At 53.5% G+C, this 24,961-nt stretch carries 8 protein-coding genes; all 8 read right to left on the bottom strand.

Annotated features, from left to right (window positions below; translation table 11 throughout):
- Positions 1-26: 26 nt before the first annotated feature.
- The 8 genes from IRJ17_RS17830 to IRJ17_RS17795 all read right to left on the bottom strand — a co-directional run bounded on the left by IRJ17_RS17830 (position 27) and on the right by IRJ17_RS17795 (position 24,933).
- The gene (locus IRJ17_RS17830; RefSeq protein WP_242771316.1) at positions 27-4,670 is read right to left on the bottom strand and encodes a type I polyketide synthase; all 4,644 of its coding nucleotides are present in this window, start codon (positions 4,668-4,670) and stop codon (positions 27-29) included.
- Positions 4,663-17,562, bottom strand: coding sequence for a non-ribosomal peptide synthetase/type I polyketide synthase (locus IRJ17_RS17825; RefSeq protein ID WP_242771313.1), 12,900 nt, complete (start codon positions 17,560-17,562; stop codon positions 4,663-4,665). Before IRJ17_RS17825 ends, IRJ17_RS17830 begins: the two co-directional genes overlap by 8 nt.
- Entirely contained in the window at positions 17,559-18,719 is a 1,161-nt protein-coding gene (locus IRJ17_RS17820; RefSeq protein WP_122966458.1) for an acyl-CoA dehydrogenase family protein, read from the bottom strand. The genes IRJ17_RS17825 and IRJ17_RS17820 overlap by 4 nt, the downstream gene beginning before the upstream one ends.
- Positions 18,720-18,767: 48 nt before the next feature.
- Positions 18,768-19,460, bottom strand: coding sequence for an SAM-dependent methyltransferase (locus IRJ17_RS17815; RefSeq protein WP_229049952.1), 693 nt, complete (start codon positions 19,458-19,460; stop codon positions 18,768-18,770).
- A gap of 9 nt (positions 19,461-19,469) precedes the next feature.
- Positions 19,470-19,721, bottom strand: coding sequence for an acyl carrier protein (locus tag IRJ17_RS17810; protein WP_122966456.1), 252 nt, complete (start codon positions 19,719-19,721; stop codon positions 19,470-19,472).
- A gap of 36 nt (positions 19,722-19,757) precedes the next feature.
- Positions 19,758-20,786, bottom strand: a complete 1,029-nt coding sequence (locus IRJ17_RS17805; protein ID WP_173598188.1) for an HAD-IIIC family phosphatase — start codon at positions 20,784-20,786, stop codon at positions 19,758-19,760.
- A 56-nt stretch (positions 20,787-20,842) separates the two neighbouring features.
- On the bottom strand, positions 20,843-21,730 hold the full coding sequence (locus IRJ17_RS17800) for a 3-hydroxyacyl-CoA dehydrogenase family protein (RefSeq protein WP_242771310.1): 888 nt from the start codon (positions 21,728-21,730) through the stop codon (positions 20,843-20,845).
- A 116-nt stretch (positions 21,731-21,846) separates the two neighbouring features.
- Entirely contained in the window at positions 21,847-24,933 is a 3,087-nt protein-coding gene (locus tag IRJ17_RS17795) for a cyclic peptide export ABC transporter (protein WP_242771308.1), read from the bottom strand.
- Between the last annotated feature and the right edge of the window lie 28 nt (positions 24,934-24,961).

Here is a 24,961-nt window from a genome sequence, read left to right as displayed (position 1 = left end):
GCCCATGGATTAGCTCGTTCTCGTTCTCACTCTCTCTTTCTCAGCTCTGCTTGTCTGGCCAAAAGCTCCCTTCCGGCGACTTCCCGCTCTTTCAGCCTTGTTGCCTCGCCTTCATCGCCTGTTCCGGTTTCACCTGCCTGGATGCTTTTCGCCAAGCTGGCAATGGTCGGATTGGCAAACAGGTCGACAATCGGGATCGGCTTGTGGAACTGTTCTTCCAGAAGCGATTTGATGCGAATCAATGTCAAAGAGGTGGCACCCAACTCAAAAAAGTTGTCGTTGGTGCTGATCTCCTCAATCCCCAAAAACGTCTCCCAAATTTCTGCGATTCTTTGTTCGACGTGATTGGACGGCTTTTCATAGTCGACCATCGCGGAAGTGCTTTTCCGTTTTTGGCGAGCGCTTTTCGGCATGGCGACAGCATTGGCTTTTCCTGCGGGCTGCTCCAGGAACCGTATCCACTGATCCAGCCGCGCTTCCAAATCACCGGGGGAATGCACAAGATGGTGCAAGCGATCTATTGATAATACTCTGCGGAGAGCTTCGATCCCTTCTTCCGGCGTCATGGCCAGATCGCCGATCGAAGACTGATACCTCGCCGCCGCTTTCTCACGGCTCCGCCATGCTTCCCAGTCAATCGTTTTCCATTTCACGCTGCGCTGTCTGTTTCGCTTGATCGTATAGGCATCCATGAACACATTCGCCGCCGCATACGCAGCAAAGCCATACCCGCCCAGCACAGCCGCTGTCGAGGACATAAGCAGACAAAAATCAAGTGATTTTTGCTCCAATACTTGATCGAGGACGAGCACCCCGTCCATTTTCGGCTGAAAAATCGCCTGGCAAAGCCCCTCGTCCAGCTGGTCAATCGCATGGAAAAAGTGATCTCCCATGTTCGCTGCGCAATGGAAGACGCCATGGATCGTCCCGTGAGCGGCTTCGATCTCGGCTATCGCATTGGACATCTGCAAATAGTCGTCGACTTGCGCCCGGTAAACCTCGATAGTGGCTCCCGCTTGCTCTGCGTCGAGCATTTCGCGGATGCGCATGCTTCGCTCGTCCTTTTCTCCGTGCTCGGCAAGCCATGCTGCCCATTCCTGCTTCACCGGGAATGATCGTTGAATGATGGCAATCGTCGCCTGATAATGCTTGGCCAAATAGCTGCCGATCATCCAGCCGATCATGCCTGCGCCCCCGGTAATTACATAAACGCCGTTTTGGCGAAAAGGCTCTGTCTTCGGCTCTGTCACCTTGACAGGCTGATAACTTGGAACCCAGCGCTGGAAATGACGGTACGCGACCAACCGATCTGCCGACTCGTGCGCAAGCTCTTCCAGCAGCATCTGGGCCATCTGTTTGGCAGCTTCCCCGGCTTCGAGCTCGGCGGTCGAAATATCAACGGTCAGCTGGCGGATGTTGTGCATCTCTTGGGGAATGACGTGCCCTAACCCAATCAGCGGCGAGTGCTCGGGAAACAGCGTCTCCTGTCCGGTCACAGCCACGGCTTCATTCGTCACGACTGCCATGCGGACGACTCTGTGCCTGTCCAGGCGCTGCAAGCCTCGCGCTGTATGCATGACGCTGTAAAAGCCTGTTTGCTGCGTCTTGTGCAAGGCAAACACATCCAGAGGGGCGCTCGGCTTTTGTCCGGCGCTCCACAAATGCAGCACATGGTCGATTCGCAGCTTTTGCTCTTGCATGCTGGCAAAAAGATTTTCGTAATCCGCGGAAGAAGCCGGATTTACCACATATCCTTGACTGCTCGCGGCAAATTCCGCACCGCTGTAAACGACGATGGGAACTTGTCCGGCAGACGACAGCTGGCGAATCAGCTCGTCGCAAAGCGAGTCCCGATTGGCGAAGACGAGATACGTTTGGTGAGCTGGCGGCTGAGCGGCAAGCGGCAACACTTTTTGCTGCCAAAGAGGGGCATAAAACCAATCCTCGATCTGCGGCTTCTTTTGCAAGTTCTTTTTCGCGGATGCTTGCTTGTCGTGCAGCATGTGAAACGGATTGCCGTCCAGCCAATGATAGTCACGCTCAAACGGATAAGTCGGCAAGGAAAGTCTGTTTCGCTTCTCGGACTGGTACAGCTTTGTCCAGTCGACAGTATGGCCTGCTCCCCACAGTTGGCCCAGACGGGTGTACAAGTAATACAGGTCGTCTACTTTTTCCTGCGGATTTCGGATGATATTGAGAATCGTATGGGCCGAGTCGCGTTGAACAAAATAGCGCAGCAGAGCACTCAGATTCCGGTCTGGTCCCACTTCGACAAAAGTTAGCGCGTCTTCTTGCAAAATGTGTTGCAGACCGCGAGCAAAGCGGATCGGGTCCGTCAGCTGTCTCGCCCAGTAGCCAGGGTCTGTTGCCTGTTCAGCCGTGATCCACTCCCCGGTCATATTGGAAATAAACGAGATATGAGGCGGATGTAACTGAATCTGCCGCATCTCCTCCTCGAACGCCTGTCTGATCGGCTCCATTAAAGCCGAGTGCAGCGCATGGGCAGTGTCCAGGCGAATGCCTAGCTGTTTTTGGGACTTCAGCTGTTCCTCAAACTGCTCCACCGCTGCTCTCGTTCCTCCGACGACACAAGACGGCCCGTTGACGATGCACAAGGAGAGCGTTTCCGGAAGCAATGGCAAAAGCTCTGCTTCTGTCAGCGGGACGCTCAGCATGGCTCCCTCTTCGGTCTGCTTGATGAGCTGGCCTCTTCGGATAATCACGCGAATGGCGTCCTCTAGCGCAAACACCCCTGCCAGGCAGGCGGCCGCAAATTCCCCGAAGCTGTAGCCGATCATATAATCAGGCTTGACGTCTAGCTCCATCAGATACTTGCCGAGAGCGTACTCGAATATGAAGACTACAAGCTGGCTGGTGTCGATCTGCCTGATTTTTTGCATGGCCTGCTCGCGATCCGTTTGTGGAAAGAACCACTCCTTGCTCGGCACATCCAAGTAACGGTCGAGTATCGCAAAGCAGTGATCCAGCTCTTTGCGGAACAACGGCTCAGATCGGTACAGCCCGAGGCCCATCTCCACGTATTGATTGCCCAGCCCCGGAAACATGAAGACGATTTTCTTGTCGGCCTGCTCGACAACGCTTGTAAACAGCTTCCGCGAGCGCTTTCCTGTTTCGTTTCCAACGGACTGCAAAACCTCAGTCAATTCATCCGTATGGCTGGCGACGACAAAGCGCCTGTGCTCGAAAGCCTTTCTTCCAACCTGGAGAGTAAACGCCAAATCTGCCAAGGAAACATCCGGGTTTTTACGGATATAGTCGAGCAAATTCAGGCTGGACTGGTCCAGGGCGGTTTCACTTTTCGCCGAAAGCAGGATAAGCTGCGAGTCTCTGCCCTTCGCGGACTTAGGCAGCGGCGGCGCTTCCTCCAGGATGACATGGGCGTTTGTGCCGCCGATTCCGAAAGAGCTTACTCCGGCCCGCAATGTGTCTTGGATGGCAGTCAAATCGAACAGCCTGGCATTGATCTCAAAGGGCGAGTCAGACAAGTCAATTTTCGGATTCAGCTTTTGAAAGTGCAAAGTCGGCGGCAGTAACTTATGCTGCAAACTGAGCGTTGCCTTGATGAGCCCTGCAACTCCTGCCGCTGCGTCGAGGTGGCCGATATTGGACTTGACCGAGCCGATCAGGCACGTGCCTTCCTCGCTGGCAAAAGCCGTGCGCAATGCTTCCAGCTCAATCGGATCGCCGAGTACGGTTCCTGTGCCGTGCGTCTCGACAAAGTGAATGTCGGCAAAATCTACCTCGGCCAATTGCTGGGCCGTCTGAATCACCTCGACTTGCCCTTCCACGCTTGGAGCCGTGTAGGCGCTTTTCCGATCTCCGTCGTTGTTGATCGCGGAACCTTTGATGACTGCATAAATGTGATCTCCGTCCGCGATTGCTTCTTCATAGCGCTTCAAGACGACAACCCCTGCCCCATTGCCTGGCACGGAGCCTTGACTATCTGCGTCAAACGGCTTGCAGTGCCCGTCCGGCGACAGGATCATGCCCTCCTGATACTGGTAGCCGGACTTCAACGGCAAGGAGATGCTGACACCCCCAGCCAGAGCAAGGTCGCACTCGCCGTTCAGCAATGCCTGCGCAGCGAGATGGACCGCGACAAGCGATGTCGAGCATGCCGTGTTGACGGTCATGCTCGGCCCTTTCAAATTCAGCCGATGGGCAATCTGCATCGACATAAAATCTTTGTTTGCGAGCTGGTTGGCCGAAAACGGACCGAGCAGTTGGGCGCTCTCTGACAAAAAAGCGAGGGACTGCCAGTAAAGACTGCTGGCAGCTCCCGCGTACAGACCGATCAAACCAGAGTACGTGTCAGTGCAATAACCCGCATCTTCAAGCGCTTCCCAAACGCATTCGTGAAAAATGCGCACCTGCGGGTCCATGACCTCTGCTTCAAGCGGTGAATAGTTGAAAAAGGAGGCGTCGAAATATTCGCTGTTCTCCAGGTAGCCTTTTGCCGGAACATAGTCTGGATGGGCGAGCAGCTCCGGGTCGATGCCGCTCTTTTCCAGTTCTTCCCGGGAGAAAAACGCGATCGTTTCTGTGCCATTGACCAGATTGCGCCAAAAGCCTGCGATGTCCAGCGCTCCCGGAAATCTTCCCGACATGCCGATAATGGCAATCTCAAGTCCGTTTACTTGTTTACTCATCGCTATTTGTCCCTTTTCTTTTTGATAGTCGCTGTGATCGTTTGGCATTGCCTTGCAGCAATCGCTCTTTGCGTTCCGGCACTGTCACCGTTTGCGACTTGCCTGCGTGCGCCTTCTGACTCGTGTAAGCCAAGAAAGATTCGATGGTGCGATATCGGTACAGATTGGCGATCGAAATAGTTGGATCGAGCTGCTCCGTCAAGCGCTTGTGCAAGTGGATGACGCTGAGCGAGTTTCCTCCGAGCTGGAAAAAGTCGTCACGGATGCTGACCTTCTCGATTTGCAGCACTTCTTTCCAGATCAGCGACAGTTGTTTTTCCTGCTCGGTTTTGGGCAGAACGGCTCTTTCCTTTTCCACGTTCAATGGCATGCGGGAAAGCGCCTTTCTGTCGATTTTTCCACTGGACGTATGCGGAAGCGAAGCGAGCTGCTGATAGTGCAGCGGAACCATGTAAACGGGCAAGTGCCGCTGCAAATACGCCTGTAGCTGGCCTGAATCGATCTGTTCTGTCGCGCTGTAATACGCGCAAAGCATTTTGCTCTCCGCTTGTGTTCCCTGGCTGACCACGGCAACCGTCTCGATCTTGTCTGTATAGGACTGGATCGCCGATTCGATCTCCCCCAGTTCAATCCGGAAACCGCGCAGCTTGATTTGCGTGTCTTTTCTACCCAAGTAGGCAATGTTTCCGTCTTCCAGCCAACGGGCCAGGTCGCCCGTGAAGTACAACCGTTCTCCGGGGAGCAGCGGCAGTTCCCTGAATTTTTCTGCGGTCAGCTCCGGGCGGTTGAGGTAGCCTTTTGCCAACTGGATGCCAGCGATGCACAGCTCTCCCGGCACGCCAATCGGCGCCAAGCCGCCTTCTTCGGTGACGATGTACAGGCGGGTATTCGCTACTGGTTTGCCGATCGGAATTAGCCGATCTTCTGCCTGCACTTCATAGAACGTCACGTCAATCGACGCCTCGGTGGGGCCGTACAAGTTGTGCAGCTCTACTTCCGGCATTTTTCGGAAGAAGCGGTCCTTCACTTCGATGCTTAGCTCTTCGCCGCTGCAAATGCAGCGCTTGAGGCGGGAAAAGGAAGCTTCGTCCGCGTTCTCCGGCAAGGTGTGGAGAAACGCTGCCAGCATGGACGGTACAAAGTGCAGCGTTGTCACTTTTTGTTCGTCGATGAGACGATACAGATACTCGGGGTCTTTTTCTCCGCCTGGTTTGGCGAAGCAGAGTATCCCTCCGATCATGAGCGGCAAAAATAGCTCCCATACCGAAACGTCAAACGTATAGGTCGTCTTTTGCAGCACGATCTCGTTTTCGTCCATGCCGTAATGCGCCGCCATCCAGCACAAGCGATTGGACATGCCGCCGTGCGTTAGCATGACTCCTTTTGGCTGGCCTGTGGAGCCGGATGTGTAGAGCACATACGCCAGGTCATCCGGCAAAAGCGGTACACCGGGGTTTGTGCGTTCATAACTGGCGTACTGCGCTTCGTCTTCCAAATCGTAGACGGCAATCTCAGCAGAATCTGTAAAAGTCATTTGCTCGATCAGCTTTGTTTGGGTCAATACGAGACGAGCGCCGCTGTCTTCGAGCAAATACTGAATCCGTTCGGCTGGCGTGGCGGGGTCGATTGGCAAGTAGGCCGCGCCTGCCTTTTCAATCGCCAGCAGCCCGATGATCATCGCCAAGGAGCGTTCCGCCATGATGCCGACGATCTCGTTTTTCTCGCAGCCTTGCTCAAGCAAGAACCGCGCTACTTGATTCGCACGTTCGTTCAGCTCGCGATAAGTCAGTCTCTCCCCTTCGCATATCACTGCTTGCTCGGCGCCACGCTCTTTTGCCTGCGCTTCGATGAGCGCCACCACGCTGCGGCTCCAGTCCTCATCCACCTGCGTCTGGTTGAAGCCATCCCGCAGCAGTTGTTCTTCCTCCGCAGAAATCAAGCGAATTTCTTTAATCGGCTGCTCAGGAGCCTGTAAAATTTCTTGAAGAATTTGCGTATAATGCTTGCCCATGCGCTCCACCGTAGAGGCGGCAAACAACGCCGTCGCGTACTCCAGCGCAAACCCCATCTGCCCTTGCTCTTCCCACGCTTGCAACATCAGGTCAAACTTGGCGATGCCGCTGTGAATGTCCTGGCGCTGCACATCCAGTCCGCGAATGCGCAATTGGCTGCGATCGCGCTGCTCCCACGCGAACATCGTGTCAAACAACGGGTTGCGGCTGAGGTCTCTTTCTTTTTCCACCTGCTGCACCAGCTCTTCAAACGGGTATGTCTGGTGCTCAAACGCTTGCAAGCAATACGCTTTCAGCTCTTGCAAGTAGTCGACTACGCGCTTTTCCCCTGCCGGGTAGCTGCGCAGCGCCAGCGTATTGACAAAAGCCCCAACCGTCTCTTCGGTTTCCGCGCCGATCCGTCCACCAACCGGAGTCCCGACCATGATTGCTTGCTGCCCGCTGTATTTCGCCAGCAGGATCGAGAAGCAACCGAACAGCAGCATGTACGGCGTCAACTGCTGTGCGCGGCAAAATTCGCGGAGCGCAGACGCTTGCTCGTCCGTCCACACAAACCGCCTCAGGTCGCCAGCAAAATGCTTGATCGGCGGACGGCGGTAATCGGTTGGCAAATCGAGCGTTTCGTAGCCGTCCCTGTACTGCTGCAGCCAGAAGTCCGCTTCCTTTTGCCAATCGGCTGCGTCCCGGCTTTGTTGCCAGACAGCGAAGTCTTTGTACTGCCGCTTCGGCTCCGCCAGCGTCTGTCCGTCGTAATAAGCGAGAAAATCGCTGACCAGTCGTTCAATTGACAATCCGTCGGAAATGATGTGGTGCATGTCGATCAGCATGACGTGGCGGTCGGGCGCAATGCTCACCAGGCGAATCCGCAGCAAAGGCACTTCGTGCAGCGAGAACGGACGAATGAAGCCTTCCATTGCTTCTTCCACGCTCGCGCCCGGCATCTCCCGCCATTCAAGCGCAAAGGGCGGAGTAGCAGAAGTAGTCAGAGCAGCCGGGGCACTCGGAGTAGCCGAAGCACCCGGTACTGCCAAACCACTCGGAGCAACCGAAGCACCCAGAACTGCCGAAGCACCCGGAACTGCCGAAGCACTCGGAGCAACCGAATCACCTGGAACTGCCGAAACACTCGGAGCAGCCAACGCACTCGGAACTGCCGAAACACTCGGAGTAGCCGAAGCACTCGGAGCGGCCAACGCACTCGGAACTGCCGAATCACCCAAAACTGCCAAACCACTCGGAACAGCCGCAACAATCTTTTGCACCAACTCTTGCCCGTTCAACTCAAAATACGTCCGCAACGCCTCATGCCGTTGTAGCAAGCCTTCGCACGCAGCCTGCATCCGCTTCCGGTCGACAGCCCCGTGCAGCAAAAATACGCCCGGAATGTTGTAAGCCGTGCTCGTTTCGTCAAACTGCTGCAACGCATACAGCCGTTTTTGCTGGGAGGAAACCGGATAGTACGGCGCTTCCGCCGCTTTTGGAATCACGACAGCCGCCTGCGGCGCTTTTTGCCGAATGAGCGGCACCAGCTCCCGGATCGTCGGATGCGCGAACACCTCTTGCATCGTCAGCTGCACCTGGAAGGCGGCGGAAATTTTCGCTTTCAACACAATTGCGGCGAGCGAATTGCCTCCCAACTCAAAAAAGTGAGCGCTAGAGGAAATGTTCTCGATGCCCAATGTCTCTTTGAAAATAGAAGCAAGAAGCTGCCCATCTTCCCCCGCCAACATTTCCGACGCGGCCATATCCCCATCGTCGCTCGCCGTTATGCGTGGCAAAGCTTTTCTGTCGATCTTGCCGCTGGACGTATGCGGAAGCGCAGCGAGCTGCTGATAGTGCACCGGAACCATGTAAGCAGGCAGATGCCGCTGCAAATGTGCTTTCAGCTTGCCAATGTCGACCTTCTCCGTCGCGCTGAAAAACGCGCACAGCACCTTGCTCTCCGCTTGTGTTCCCTGGCTGACCACGACAACCGTCTCGATCTTGTCTGTATAGGACTGGATCGCTGACTCGATTTCTCCTAGTTCAATTCGGAAACCGCGCAGCTTGATTTGCGTGTCTTTTCTGCCCAAGTAGGCAATGTTTCCGTCTTCCAGCCAACGGGCCAGGTCGCCCGTGAAGTACAACCGTTCTCCGGGAAGCAGCGGCAGTTCCCTGAATTTTTCTGCGGTCAGTTCCGGGCGGTTGAGGTAGCCTTTTGCCAGCTGGATACCAGCGATGCACAGCTCTCCCGGCACGCCAATCGGTGCTAAGCCGCCTTCTTCGGTGACGATGTACAGTCGGGTGTTCGCTACTGGCTTGCCGATCGGAATTAGCCGATCTTCTGCCCGCACTTCATAGAACGTCACGTCAATTGACGCCTCGGTAGGGCCGTACAGGTTGTGCAGCTCTACTCCCGGCATTTTTCGGAAGAAGCGGTCCTTCACTTCGATGCTTAGCTCTTCGCCGCTGCAAATGCAGCGCTTGAGGCGAGAAAAGGAAGCTTCATCCGCGTTGTCCGGCAAGGTGTGGAGAAACGCTGCCAGCATGGACGGTACAAAGTGCAGCGTTGTCACTTTTTGTTCGTCGATGAGACGATAGAGATACTCGGGGTCTTTTTCTCCGCCTGGTTTGGCGAAGCAGAGTATCCCTCCGATCATGAGCGGCAAAAACAGCTCCCAGACGGAGACGTCAAACGTATAGGTCGTCTTTTGCAGCACGACTTCCTGTTCGTCCATGCTGTAATGCGCCGCCATCCAGCACAAGCGGTTGGACATGCCGCCGTGCGTTAGCATGACTCCTTTTGGCTGGCCTGTGGAGCCGGATGTGTAGAGCACATACGCCAGGTCATCCGGCAAAAGCGGTACACCCGGGTTAGTGCGCTCATAGCTGGCGTACTGCGCTTCGTCTTCCAAATCGTAGACGGCAATCTCAGCAGAATCTGTAAAAGCAATTTGCTCAATCAGCTTTGTTTGGGTCAATACGAGACGAGCGCCGCTGTCTTCGAGCAAATACTGAATCCGCTCGGGTGGCGTGGCGGGGTCGATTGGCAAGTAGGCCGCGCCTGCCTTTTCAATCGCCAGCAGCCCGATGATCATCGCCAAGGAGCGTTCCGCCACAATCCCTACGATCTGGTTTTTCTCGCAACCGTGATCGAGCAAAAAGCGTGCCACCTGATTCGCTCGCTCGTTCAGCTCGCGATAGGTCAGGCTCTGCCCTTCGCATATCACCGCTTGCTCGTCGCCGCGCACGCTTGCCTGCTCTTCGATGAGCGCCACCACGCTGCGGCTCCAGTCCTCATCTACACGCGTCTGGTTGAAGCCGTCCCGCAGCAGTTGTTCTTCCTCGGCTGAAATCAAGCGAATTTCCTTGATCAGTTGCTCAGGCGCCTGCAAAATTTCTTGAAGAATTTGCGTATAATGCTTGCCCATGCGCTCCACCGTAGAGGCGGCAAACAACGCCGTCGCGTACTCCAGCGCAAACCCCATCTGCCCTTGCTCTTCCCACGCTTGCAACATCAGGTCAAACTTGGCGATGCCGCTGTGGATATCCTGGCGTTGCACGTCCAGCCCGCGAATGCGCAGTTGGCTGCGATCGCGCTGCTCCCACGCGAACATCGTGTCAAACAACGGGTTGCGGCTGAGGTCTCTCTCTTTTTCCACCTGCTGCACCAGCTCTTCAAACGGGTACGTCTGGTGCTCAAACGCTTGCAAGCAGTACGCTTTCAACTCCTGCAAGTAGTCGACTACGCGCTTTTCCCCTGCCGGATAGCTCCGCAGCGCCAGTGTATTAACGAAAGCCCCGACCGTTTCTTCAGTCTCCGCGCCAATGCGTCCGCCCACTGGCGTTCCAACCATGATTGCTTGCTGCCCGCTGTATTTCGCCAGCAGGATCGAGAAGCACCCGAACAGCAGCATGTACGGCGTCAACTGCTGCGTGCGGCAAAATTCGCGGAGCGCAGACGCTTGCTCGTCCGTCCACACAAACCGCCTCAGGTCGCCAGCAAAATGCTTGATCGGTGGGCGGCGGTAATCGGTTGGCAAATCGAGCGTTTCGTAGCCGTCCCTGTACTGCTGCAGCCAGAAGTCCGCTTCCTTTTGCCAATCGGCTGCATCCCGGCTTTGTTGCCAGACGGCGAAGTCTTTGTACTGCCGCTTCGGCTCCGCCAGCGTCTGCCCGTCGTAATAAGCGAGGAAATCGCTGACCAGCCGTTCAATCGACAGTCCGTCGGAAATAATGTGGTGCATGTCAATCAGCATGACGTGGCGGTCAGTGCCTACGCTCACCAGGCGAATCCGCAGCAAAGGCGCTTCGTGCAGCGAGAACGGACGAATGAAGCCTTCCATCGCTTCTTCCACGCTCGCGCCCGGCATCTCCCGCCATTCAAGCGCAAAGGGCGAAGCAACCGCAACAATCCTCTGCACCAACTCCTGCCCGTCCAGCTCAAAATAAGTCCGGAACGCCTCATGCCGCTGCAGCACCCCTTCACACGCAGCCTGCATCCGCTCCCGGTCGACAGACCCGTGCAGCAAAAATACGCCCGGAATGTTGTACGCCGTGCTCGTTTCGTCAAACTGCTGCAACGCATACAGCCGTTTTTGCTGGGACGAAGCCGGATAGTACGGCGCTTCTGCCGCTTTCGGAATCACGACAGCCGCCTGCGGCGCTTTTTGCCGAATGAGCGGCACCAGCTCGCGGATCGTCGGATGCGCGAACACCTCGTGCATCGTCAGTTGCACCTGGAACGCATCCACAAGCTTGGAAATAAACGATACAACCTTGAGCGAGTCAAATCCCGCTTCAAACAAGTCCTCGTCTTCCCCTACATTCGGACCGCCGATGATCTCCCCTACTAACCGCGAGATCACGCTTCCCTCTTCGCTTGCAAACGTATGAACGACTGGAGCGGATTCGGCCACCTGTCCAGACAGTCGCTCCTGCGAATGCGCAGGCGAAAACGAGAGCGATGCCGCGGACTGTAGCGCTGCACTTGCCAAGCGCTTGCCTTTCGCCCGTTTGCCAAACTGGCTGGTGTCAAAACGAAACGCATGGTTCCAGTAACGCTTTTTCGCAAACGGGTATCCCGGCAAAGAAATTCTTCTGCGCCGTTCGCCGTCGTAAAACCGTTTCCAGTCCAGGTCGACCCCATACAGCCACAATTGCGCCACCGTCTTCAAAAGCTGTTCGTCGTCCGCCACTTGCTTTCGCTCCACCCGGATCGTATCGAGCAGCTTTTGGTTGCGCTCAGGGCGCAAAAACCGCTGGGCGAGCATGCAAAGATTTCGCCCCGGCCCAATCTCGATAAATAACGTATGCTCCTGCTGCGCCAGCTTTTGCAACCCTGCCACAAAGCGGACAGGCTCGCGCAAATGCCGCACCCAGTAGCCCGGATCGACCGCTTCCTCTGGCGTAATCGGATTGCCCGTCAAGCTGGACACAAACGGCAGCACAGGCGGCTGGAACGAAACGTTCTGTACGTATTCGCCAAATTCTGCCAGCATCGAATCCAGCATGTTAGAATGCCCCGCGTGGGAAATAGCGAGCCGCATGCTGATGACCTTTTGCTCCTTCAACGCGGCTTCGAATCGGCTGATGTCCTCCTTGCTTCCAGCGACAATACACGATTCCTCGTTCACGGCTGCAATCGACAGCTCATGCGGCAAGATGGAAAGCAAAGCTTCCTCCGCCAAAGGAACCGTCAGCATGACGCCTTCCGGGAGTTTTTCCATGAGCCTGCCTCTGTGGTAAGTCAAAACCAGAGCGTCTTCCAGCGAGAAAACTCCGGCTATGCACGCGGCAACATACTCGCCGATGCTGTATCCGATCATGTTCGACGGGGCAGCGCCCCACTCCATCAGCATCCAGGCCAACGAATACTCGATGGCAAAATGCAGCGGTTGGGAAACGCTCTGCCTGTGTATCTCCCGCGCTATCTGATCGTCAGGCTGGTCGGGGTACAAATAGTCCTGATAGCGGACACCCGAGATGTTTTGCAAAATCGCGAAGCATTCATCCAGCTTCTCGCGGAAAAGCGGCTCGTGACGGTACAGATCCAAGGCCATATTCACATATTCCGCACCTTGCCCCGAAAACATGAACACAAGCGCAGGGCTTTGCTCGGAAGCGACAAAATCCCATGATTTCCGGGAGTTTTTGTCCGTCAAAACTTCAATCGCTTCCCGCACTTCTGTGCAAAGCAAGACAGAGCGGTGCGAAAAACGTTTGCGCCCTACCTTCAGCGTATAGGCGGCATCGGCCAGCTGGATGCTGTCGTCGCGCTTGAACCGCTCGCCAATCCGTCCCTTCATCTCTTTCAACGCTGCCTCGCTGTGAGCGGACAACGCGATCATTTGGTACCGCCTTTTCGCTGGCGTCTCGATCGCTGGCGGCGCTTCCTCCAAAATCACATGAGCGTTGCTGCCTCCTTGCCCGAATGAACTGACGCCTGCCCGCAGCGGAAACATGTCTTCGTTTTGCAAATCGAGCAGCTGTGTATTGAGGTAAAACGGGGAATTTTCGAAATCGATCTGCCCATTGACCTCTTCGCAATTGATCGTCGGCGGGATCATCCGGTTTTTGAGCGCGAGCGATGTTTTCATCAGTCCGGCAATCCCTGCCGCCGCTTCCAGATGCCCGATATTCGTTTTGACGGAGCCGAGCCCGCAGTAATTTTTCTTGTCCGTGTCGAAGGCCAGTTTGAGCCCTTCCACTTCAACAGGATCGCCCAATGCCGTTCCCGTTCCATGCGCTTCGACATAGTGAATCTGCGCCGCTTCGATCCCGGACCGTTCGATCGCTTTTTGAATCACGGCCGCTTGTCCTTCCGCACTTGGAGCCGAATAGCCCACTTTGCGGTTTCCGTCATTATTGACAGCCGTGGACTTCAAAACAGAGTAAATATGATCTCCATCTGCCAGCGCATCTTTGAGACGTTTTAAGACGACTAGCCCAACCCCGTTTCCGGTGACAGTCCCGGTCGCTTTCTTGTCAAAGGCGCGGCAATGTCCGTCTTTGGATAAAACCATCCCCTCCTGATGGACATATCCGGCTTCATCCAGCAAAGTAACCGCAGCCGCCCCTGCAACGGCGATGTCGCAGTCTCCAAAAAGCAAGTCCTTGTAAGCCCGATCAACTGCCACGAGCGAAGTCGAGCAGGCTGCCTGGACAGTGATCGCTGGCCCGCGCAAATTCATCCGGTAAGCAATCAGCGTCGCGAACGAATTGCTGTTGACGTGATAAATTTGGTATTGCTCAGAAGCGTAAAGCGATGGAGAGAACGTCTCCGGCACCCAGTAAATATTGTAGGCAGAGCCGACGTACAAACCGATAGAGCCTGGATACGCTTCCGGCTCGTACCCCGCATCCTCCAGGGCATGCCACGCGCACTCATGCAGCAAGCGAATTTGCGGGTCCATCCACTCGGCTTCCGCTACGGTATAGCCAAAAAACTCGGCGTCAAAGCAATCGATATCGTCGAGCTTTCCTTTCGCCTTGACATAATGCGGATTGTTCCACAGTTCGCGATCGATGCCGAGCGCTTCCATTTCTTCATCGCTGTAAAACTTGATTGCCTCGTTGCCGCTGACGAGATTGCGCCAAAACTGCTCCTTGTCAGCCGCTCCCGGAAATCGGCCTGCCATTCCGATGATCGCAACATCGGTGTCTTGAATATCCACAGTGCGGGGCTTGGCCGCTTTGGGCTTTTCGGCTGAAGGCTTGGCCGTCCGGCTCTCCCCTGTTGCTTTTGCGTGGAAGTAGTTTGCCAATTCATGAATCGTCGGATAGGTGAAAATGGTCTGCACCGGAACGTCCGTGTTCATTTCCGCTTTCAACTCATTGCACAAGCGGATGACGTTGATCGAGTCGCCGCCGACATCAAAAAACCGATCGTGTATGCCCACCCGCTCGATTTCCAGCACGTTTTTCCACGTCTCAGCAATCTTCGCTTCCAGCTTGCTTTTCGGCTCGATCGTATGTTCCAACAAATGCAGCGGCTCTTTTTGCATTTGCACCAACGCTTTGCGATCCACTTTCAAATTGCGGGTGTACGGAATTTCCGGTATCCGGTAGCAAGCAGACGGAATGGCGTAATGCGGCAGCCTCGTTTTGAGAAACGCTTTGCAAGCTGTCCAGTTGAAACCGCTGTCGACCACCAAGTAGGCAGCCAGGGCTGACTCGTTCTTTTCTTTTATTTCGATGACGACGACATCTTTGACCGGGGAAAAATCCTTCAAGGCGCTTTCCACCTCGGCCATCTCTATGCGGTGCCCGCGGATTTTGACCTGATGGTCTTTTCTCCCGACAAACTGCAAGGAGCCATCCGGCAGCCAATAGGCGTAGTCGCCCGTACAATATAACCGCTCGCCCGGCTGAAACGGGTTGGCTATGAACTTTTCCGCAGTGAGCAGCGGCTGGTTCAAGTACCCCTTCCCCAGACCTTTCCCGAAGATGCACACTTCTCCCGGATAGCCAAGCGGGCGCAGCGTTCTCTCATTCGACAAAAGATAGATGCCTACATTGGCAATCGGCTTGCCGACAGAAATCGTTTCTTCAAGCCGCTGGATCGTAGACCATACTGTCGTTTCCGTCGGGCCGTACACATTGTAGATAGACTGCTTTGTAATCGCGCGCAACGATTTGTACAAATCTTCCGATAACGCTTCTCCGCCGATCAAAATCTTTTGCATCTGCTGCAGACTGCTCGCTCGCGCCGATTGCACAAGCAGCTTCATCCGCGATGGCGTCGCCTGGAGAATCGTCACCGACTCAGCTTCGATCAGCTTCATGATTTCATCCGGGTCCTTGAGCACCGCATCGCTCGCCAGTGTCATTTTCATTCCCCAGCAGAGCGGCGCCAATGACTCCAGGACAAAAATATCAAACGAGTAGGCAGCGAGCGCCAGAACGGTATGTTCGGGTTCAAAACCGATTTCCCGTTCCATTGCGTACAGAAAATTCACGACGTTTTCATGCGAGATCATGACGCCCTTGGGCACTCCGGTCGATCCAGAAGTATAGATCACGTATGCCAAATCATCGGAAGTCGCTTGAGGGACTGTTACCGCCACTTCCCGAGCGTATTGCTGCAAGTCGCGCAGACTGTACTCTGCTTCGCTTTCTGCCTGGTCCATGCACACAACGGTTTGGAGTAGCGGACACTTGGTTTTAAGCCCAGCCAACACATCCGTGAATTTCTGGACGGACACCACCACATTGGCACAAGCGTCGGAAAGCATCGTCGCGCAGCGTTCCAGCGGCAGCGTCGGCTCCAACGGCAAATAAGCGCCACCGGATTTCAAAATACCGAGCAGCGCGATCACCAGCTCCGGCCGCCTATCCATGAACAAGCCCACGACCTGGTTCGGTTGAACGCCCGCGTCCTGTAATAAATTCGCCAACTGGTTCGCCTGCTCATTCATTTGCCGATACGTAAAAGAACGCCCTTCGTATGTCAGGGCGATGCGCTCAGGCGTTTTGTCCACTTGCTCTTCGAATAGCTGATGGATCGTTTTCCCCGTGGGCAGAGCCACTTTCGTATTGACCCATTCGCCCAGCAGCTTCTGTTTCTCTTCGGGAAACAGAAAGTCAACCGTGCGAATCGTTTCCAGTGGCTGCTCCACCAGATACGTCAAAATCATTTTGTAGCGCGCACAAAGCTCCTGCACGAACGCTTCGCTGTAGACGCGGCAGTCGTAGTCGACAACAAGCTCGATCGTCTCCCACAACGTAATAAAGATCGTGAGCGGATAATTGGTTTCTTCTCTATATGAAAAGGAATCGATAACGAAATTCCGATTTTTCGAATGCGGTTGAAGCGGATAATTTTCAATGACGAGCACCGTATCAAACAGCTCTTTTTCAAAAGGCAGTCCACTGTATTTTTTAATATCCCGCAACGGTGTGGAGCCATACTGCTTGCGGGCATTCATGGAAGCAAACACCCGCTCCAAAAATGCCTGGAGGGATTCGTCCGGGTCGATCGCCAATCGGAGCGGCAACGTATTGATAAACAAGCCCACCATCTTGTCTATGCCATCGAGAGACTCCTCCCTCCCCGAAACGGTCGTGCCAAAAACCACGTCTTTGCTGTCTGCATAAAAATAGTGGAGCAACGCCCATGCCCCGTACAGGTAGCAACTGATCGCATGTTTTCCTTGGCGTTTGATTTCAGCATGAAGCGACTGCGGAATGTCCAGCCGGGCCTGTTTTTTCTCCGCGGCGTGCTTGCTTGCATGAGACTGATTGGCTGGGATAATCTCTTGCAACCAGAGCGGATTTACTTCGTTCAGATAGGTTTTCCAGAACGTTTCTTGCTCTGCCTTGTCTTTTTGCTGGACCGACTTGATAAAGTCTTTGAATTTTCGCTTCGCCGCAACGGTCGGCTGGCGCTGCTCCAGCAACTGCTGATACGTCTCCATGAACTCAGCCAAAAGAATGCCCGTGCTCCACCCGTCGAACAAAATATGGTGGTGACTCAGGATCAGCTGATAGTCCTCGTCTCCCAATTTGTACAAACTGACGCGAAACGCACCTTCCCGCAGATCAAACTTGTTTGCCCGATCTTCGTCCAGCAGGTTAGCCACAAACGTGTCGCGGTCCGCGGTCACCTGTGCCGATACATCCACATAGCGCAAAAAGTCCGGCAGCTCTTTGAGGATGATGAGAAGAGGCGCTTTGACCCCTTCCCATCGAAAAACGGCACGCAGCATCTCGTTGACGGAGACGACGTGCCGCCATGCCTGTTGAAATGCAGCGATATGGACAGCCGAGGAAACATGCAAGCTGATTTGCTCAAAATAGAGGGAGCTGTCTGGTTCTTTCAAGTAATGAAACAGCATCCCTTCTTGCATCGGACTGAGAGAAATGATGTCGCTGACTTGATTGGCATCTAATTTTTTCATACTTCCGTAATCCTTTTTGGCTGATAGTAGCGGTTCGCGCCGTGCATGGCGATGATTTGCTGCTGAATTTGCGAAGACCCTTCAATGATCTCCAAAATTTTCGCCTCCCGGAAAAGACGTTCGACTGGATACAGGTTGCAGCAGCCGTTCGCGCCAAGCACCTGAACGGCATCGGAGGCAACCTTGTTGGCTACTACCGAGGAAAAGTATTTCGCCATCGTCGTTTGCACAATCGCGTCCGGATGATTGTCGGCGCGCATGCGAGCGGCTTCCCGGCAGAGCGAGCGAGCAGCATGAACGTTCGTCACGGCGTCTCCGATGATGCCTTTGATCAGTTGAAAGTTGAAAATTTTCTGCCCGGACTGGTTTCTTTTGCGCGCATACGTAACCATCACTTCCAGGGCTTCCTGCGCCAGTCCGACGCCCATCCAGGCGACGTTAAACCGCCCCTGGTCGAGCGCGAAGTTGGCAATGCCCGTGAAGCCCATTCCTTCCTTGCCGATCAGCTTGTCCGCGTCCACTTCCACATCGTGCAGCTCGATATCGGCAAGCTGGGAAGCTGCGCAGGAAAGCAGCCCTTCGATTTTGCGAATGTGGACACCCTCTTGCTCGCGGTCGACGAGGAAAGCGCTGATCGCGTTCGTCGTCGGATCGGAAGCAATGACGATAAAAAAGTCGGCGATCTCCCCAAACGAGATCCATTTTTTGCGCCCGGTAATCCGATACTTGTCGCCCGCTTTTTCGTAGGAGGTTTTCACATCTTTGGCGCCGCTTCCTACTCCCGGTTCGGTTAAAGCAAAAGCCCCGACCTTCTCGCCCCTTGCGATGGGCAGCACGTACTGTGCTTTTTGGTAGTCGCTGCCCCAACGGATGAGCGTTTCGCCTACCAGCCCGGTCGTAACCGTCAGCAGCATCGCGGCAGACAGAGCGCCTTTTCCGATCTCTTCAACCAGGTTCCCGTATTCGAGGGGGTGCAGCTGCAAGCCCCCGTACTGTGCTGGAAAGCTTGCAGCCAAGTAGCGCTTTTCCCCCATTTTTTTGATCAGCTCGCGTGAAAGCGCTTTTTGTTGTTCAAATTCGGCAGCAAACGGTCTGATTTCTTCTTCTGCAAACTGTTTTACTTCTTCCAGAATGCTGTGTGGGCTTGTTATTGTCATATTTATTCAATCCCCATCATTCAAAATGTGCTTCTGTCTACGCTTTGCTTATTTGCATAAAATCGTCAAAAAATCGTAGACATAGCCCTGACTGACTTCTGCGCGAATCGGCTGCAAACCACTGGCTCTGAGCTGCTCCAAAGCGATTTTTTTGGTCAGCAGCTCCCGGTATCCCAGGTTGATTTCTGGGTGAACTTCGTAATAAGCACGCGTCAAAAAGCTATCCATCGGAACGATCAAAATCAAATATCCATCCTCCTTGCAAAACTGTTTGTGGATGGACAAGATTTCGGCCTTCTCTTTAAAATGTTCAATCAAACCAAAACTGCAAACAAGATCAAACGTTTCTGTCAGCTTCAGCGTGAACAAGTCTTCGAGCAAGTACGTAATGCGATCCGCATGGTTATGCGCGACTTGGTTATAGGCGTCGAAGGAGGTTTGGCAATTATCGACCAAAACCCCGCTTCCTTGGTACATCGTCAGCAAAAGCCGCGTCAAAAATCCGGTGCCTGCGCCAAGCTCCAGCACTCTCGGCTCGGGCTTGACCGGAACGTCTCGCAACAGCTTTCGAAGCACGTCGCCAAGCACCAAGCCGAGCAAGTGAGCATTTTCGCGCAAAAGTTCCCGGACGTTTTGAAAATATAGGTTTGCATCGACACCGGGTGTCTCTCCGCTGTTAAGCGTGGTAAAATACTCCGTCCAATTGAAATCAGCACTTGTATTTTTCGTCGTGTAAATCATCTGCTTCACTTATTTGTACACCGATTTGGACTGGATAAAGTTCACGATGTTGTTGATCGTATTGAAGTTGGAAATTTCCATTTCGTCGCTTTCAATCGTCAGCTGAAATTCGCTTTCGATAAACGTGACCAGTTTCATCGCGAACAAGGAGTTGACGAAGCCCAGTTCAAAAATATTGTCGTCATCGCTAAATTCCACTTCATCGTCGAATACAACCAGATTGGCCAGAATAAAGTTGCGAATTTGTTCTTGAAGTTGCATGTGTAAACTCTCCTTTTTTGGGTTGAATAGTCATTCCTACGAAACGAGCACATCGATATAAGGCGGGAATTTTTGAATCTGGGTCAAATCGTTTTCCAAGATGACAAAGCCATCTTCTTCTTTGGAAACTTCCTTAAAGTTGGAAAAACGATAGGAAACGTACATCATTTTGTTTCTTTCCGTATTTTTAAAGTCGGCCAGCAATCGTTTGCCGGCTTGCTTGGCCTGCTGCATGATGTGTGCCAGCAATACGGTGCCAACGCCTCTGGAAATCACCCGGCAAGACATGATGAGCAATTTGATATGCCAGTGCGTCTCGTTCATTTCGACCAGGGCAATTCCGATTTTTCCGTACGAGCCGTATTTATCGGTCAGCTCGCACACGAACAGCTTGTGGTCGGGCGAATGGCGGAAATAATTCAGCTCGTCGTAGCTGTATATCCGCCCCGTCGAGTTCAGCTGATTCGTGCGGACCGTAAGCTCCTCCGCGCGTTTCAGGCAATCTTCCTGCGCCTCGCTGATTATGAACTTCATGTCCAACGTTTTCAAAAACTCTTCGCTCGTGCCTGTGAAAGACTCTTCCTCCTGCTGACGCTCCATGTCTTGCAAATACATTAACCGCCGTTTTTTCGAGTCCTCCGTAATAAAAGCCGGAATCAGCGAAGGGTGTGTCAGCAGCTCGGTATAGCGCTCGGCGTGCAGGCAGTTGATCGAATCGTGCACGCTTTTCACTTCGTCCAGTTCAAAAGGCTGGTCATCGACGAACAACAGCGTGTCCATCCCGATGTTGATCGCCTGCTGGATCGCCCCGATGGATTTGGACTTCGGCTCCCAATGAATTTGCGGGTACAAAAAATAGTGGTCAATCTCAAACTCTTTCAGCTTGCGCATCGCGTCAGCGTAATTGTTTTTGCTTGCCACCGACTGCAAAATGCCGCGCTGATCGAGTTGTTCCATGATTTCCTTGATTTGCGGATAGAGGGCAACATCGTCTCCTTCCGACAAAACGCCCTTCCAGACCGTGTTGTCCAAATCCCAGACGACACATTTAATCCCGTTTTTCAGCTCCATTTGCATGTTCCTTTACATGAAATTTTGATCGGCTTCGTCCAACCCACCGCTTATCTGGCACTGTGCGCCAATGGAGACGCCGCCGTATAATCGAAAAACCCTTTCCCGCTTTTCTTGCCAAGCAGTCCGGCGTCGACCATTTTGACCAGCAGCGGGCACGGGCGATACTTAGGATCGTTGAAGCTCTCGTACAACACTTCAATCGAGTGCAAAATCGTATCGAGCCCGATCAAGTCCGCGGTTGCCAACGGTCCCATTTTATGGCTGAACCCCAAGCGGAATATTTTGTCGAGGTCCTGCGGCGTCGCCACCTGATCGTGAATCGCCCAAATACATTCATTAATCATCAGCATCAGCACGCGGTTTGTGACAAAGCCGGGCGAGTCGTTGACCAGTACAGGCTTTTTGTCGACTGATTTCAGGAAGCTTTTGATTTTCTCGATCGTTTGCTCGGACGTGTAGTAGCCACGGATGATCTCCACCATCTGCTTGAGCGGCACCGGATTCATGAAGTGCATCCCGATGACATTTTCCGGCTTGGGCAGCAGCGAGCCGACCTTCGTGATGGAGATGCAGCTTGTATTGACGCCATAAATCGTGTCTTCCGGGCAGTATTGTTTCAGCTCAAGGTAGACCTGCTTCTTGGCCTCCCAATTTTCGGTGATGTTTTCAATTACGAACGGCACGGCAGAAAAATCATCGTAAGTCGTGGTGAACAATACGTTGGCGAGCACTTGCTCTATGTCTTTTACCGGAATCTCTTTTTTCATCAGCTTGATCAGCTTGAAGTCTTCGCGCATCTTCTGCTTCGCTTTTTCCAAAATGTCGGGATGCAAATCTTTCAAAATGACGCGATATCCGTGACTAGCCAGGTCCAAAGCCAAATCTGAGCCCATTATCCCGGCTCCGACAATCCCAATCGATTCGAATGTTTTCATTTTCAGCAATCATCCTTTTCTCATAGTAGACAGCGTAACGAACTCATCCTATCCTGTGGCTTCTCTCATTTTGCGCTCTGCCGCCTCCCCTCCTCTCCCGCATTACCCAGAGATTCTCATGCATGTTGTTTCACATGTTCATGAGCGATCTGCCCGACTTCCATTTTCAAAAGCTGATCGGCTACATGGAAATACCTGTCGTCATGCGTAATCGCAATGACGCACTTGCCTTTTTGCTTCATCTCAGGCAGAAGTGTGTTGTAAAAATATTCTCTAAACTCAGGGTCCTGATCGGCAGCCCATTCGTCAAAGAAATAGATCGGGCGATCCTCCATGCAGCTGACTAACAAGGCCAACCGTTTTCTTTGGCCCGTAGACAAATTGACCGTGCTGAAGCCGCCATTCTGGATGTGCAGCTTATGGTCGATGCCGAGTTTCAGCAAATATTCTTGTATTTCTTGTTCTTTTTGATTGACGTTGATGCCGTACAACTTCTCGAACAAGTGAAAATCGCTGAAAATGGCGGCAAAATGTTGTCCCAGCTCTTCCTGGCGCTGACCATTCACCAACAGTTCACCCCGGTCGGGCTTGTACAATCCCACCAACAGCTTGCCTAATGTCGATTTCCCGCTCCCGTTCCCGCCCGTAATGAAAGTGACCTGACCAGAATGGAAGCTCAGGTTGACCGGACCGACAGTAAACTGCTCGCCCTCGGCGTTCTTATAATGATATTCAACAGCTCTGGCCTCCAAATGAATGTCTCCCCCAGATGGAAGTGCTTCTGTCTTTTGCCCCTCCTGTTTGTCCTCACCGACTTCTAGCTGTCTCGACAGTTCATTCAACCGATTCCAGCTAATCCGCACGCGAATAAAATTCGGAATCGCATCCAAAACGCCGTGCACAGGGCCTGTCATATACAGAAACACAAAAATGTAGGCTCGCAAGGAACTGCTGGCAATATCCGTAAAGACGACAGGGAAAATGAACGCAACGACCCCGATCACGAAGGTGAACAGCAGCTCGCCCATCACAAACACGTTGGCGAAACTTAAATCCCCCTGAATCCGCTTGATCCGGTACGTATCGCAGCTTTGTTGCAACTCCTGCTGGAATTGCCCTTTCTTTCCCTTATGGATGCTCAGCTCCTTGAAACCGCCAATCATGTGATTGATGAACTTGAAAAAGGCATTTTGTATGTCCCTCGTCTCTTCCCACACGCGATTGGCATACCGACCTGCGAGAAAATAAAGCCCGGCGGCGACCAAAATCACGACAATGGAAATGAGCAGGCCATACAGATTGACCATGCCTAAATAAATGAAGCAGCACAGCAAAGTAACCAGGCTGGTGACCCCGAAAATCAAGATGTTGGACACGCCGCTGATCGTTTCCGTATCGTTGTTCAACACGGAGTAGATGCGCTCTTTTTCGATGGCTTCAATGTTTTGGTACGGAGAGTTGAGAATTTTGTCGATCAACTCTGTTCTTTTTTGGAACACCATCTCGTTTGTGATCGTAATCAGTTTGGCCCTGACCAACCTTTGTCCGCACACGTAGATGAGGATGCCCATGATAAAAAAGGAAAACAAGCCGCCCTGAAAACGGTCAGTATGGTTGAGCGCCTCGTTGATGATAAAAATAATCAGCGCATTGCCCAATCCACTGACGGTACTGAGGACGATGATCGGAAAAAAGGTCCGGTCATTCGCTTTTGGAAACACAACCGTCATCCAGTAATAGACGGAAAACAGCACAATCCCGACAAACAAACTAAGGATGGCGACCACAAAGCTTGCAGGCGCCCAGACGTCGACGAAGCTCCAGGACAGCCCGTCAAACAAGACGGAAGGAATTTGCCAAAAACAGTATCCGCACAGCCCTAAACAGACGAGCAGCACGGCAAAGCGATACGCGTTTTTCACAAACCCTGCGGATGGACGCCGCTGTTTTCGGGCGATTTCGCCGAGCGCCTTGGCGGCAAACCAGGCGGTAACCGCAATCAACGGGATCGCGATGCACAAAATGACAACCGCCACCTTGTCGACACTGCTGTAAAGGTCGGAAACGTTTTCCGGCGGTTGCTTGCCTTGCAAAATTTCCATGATTCCCTGACCCATCGCCTGTGTGTGAGCCGAGTTGATATTGGTTAATACCGCTACTCCCAGCGGCTCGCCCGGGCGAATGACGACCGAGGAAGAGTAATTCGGGTTGCTTCCGCCGTGGGACAGCTCGCCGCTGCCTTTTTGGTAGACGAACCAGCCCGCAGCATACGAGGAGCCGTCGCCGCCCGGAAAAACAGAGCGATCCGGCTGATGGGACCGTCTAATCAGCTCGCTGCTCACCTGTTCGTTTGCTCCCGAACCGAGCTGCTTTTTCAGCCAGATTGCCATATCCTCGCTATTGGAAATGATGTATCCGGCTGGCGTATTGCCCCGATACACAGGAGCCTCGTATTCTCGCGCTCCCAAAAAGCCGATTTTATAGCCTTTGGCCATTTCATGCTGCTCGGCTTCCTGACGGAACAGGTAGGAATGCTGCATGCCGAGCGGCGTCAGCACGTTGTCTTTTGCCACTTGTTCAAAAGACTTCCCCGTCACTTTTTCTACGACCAATCCGAGGACATCGTAGTTGATCGACGCATACAGGAAGCGTTCTCCCGGAGAAAAATCGAGCGTCTGTCCTGCGGCTGCCCTGACTGTCCGCTCCAGCGCGTCTGCCTCTTCGCCTGCCGGAATCTCGCCAATCGAGCGGAACGGGATTCCGCTAGTATGGTGGAGCAATTGTTCCAGCGTAATAGGCGGCGTATTTCCTCTGGCATCCTTCATCTGAAACCACGGGAGATACTTTTGCACCGGGTCTTGTAAGCTGAGCAGTCCTTGTTCTTCCAGCGCCAGTATGATCAGGCCAGTAAACGCTTTGCTCGTAGAACCAAGCTCAAACAGCGTTTGTGTCGTCACCGGGCGTTGCACGGCCACGTCCGCATAGCCAAACCCGCGGTTGTAGATCGTCTCTTCGCCTTTGACAATGACGACAGATGCCCCCGGTATTTTGCCGTCCTGCATTTTTTCCTCGATCCAAGCTTCGATGGCTGCGATTTTTTGTTCGTCCAGACTGGTTGTTGCCGCTGTTTCCGCCTGTAATTTCCAGGGAAAAGTCATGGTGAGCAAAAGCAGGACAAGCCATGCCGCGATTCCTTTTCTCATACACTTAACCTCTCATCCCGAATTTTCC

The organism is Brevibacillus parabrevis (genome assembly GCF_022701015.1).
GTDB classification, from domain to species: Bacteria; Bacillota; Bacilli; order Brevibacillales; family Brevibacillaceae; genus Brevibacillus; species Brevibacillus parabrevis.
The sequence above is the reverse complement of the archived record's forward strand: the minus strand, read 5'-3'. Positions and strand labels throughout refer to the sequence as shown.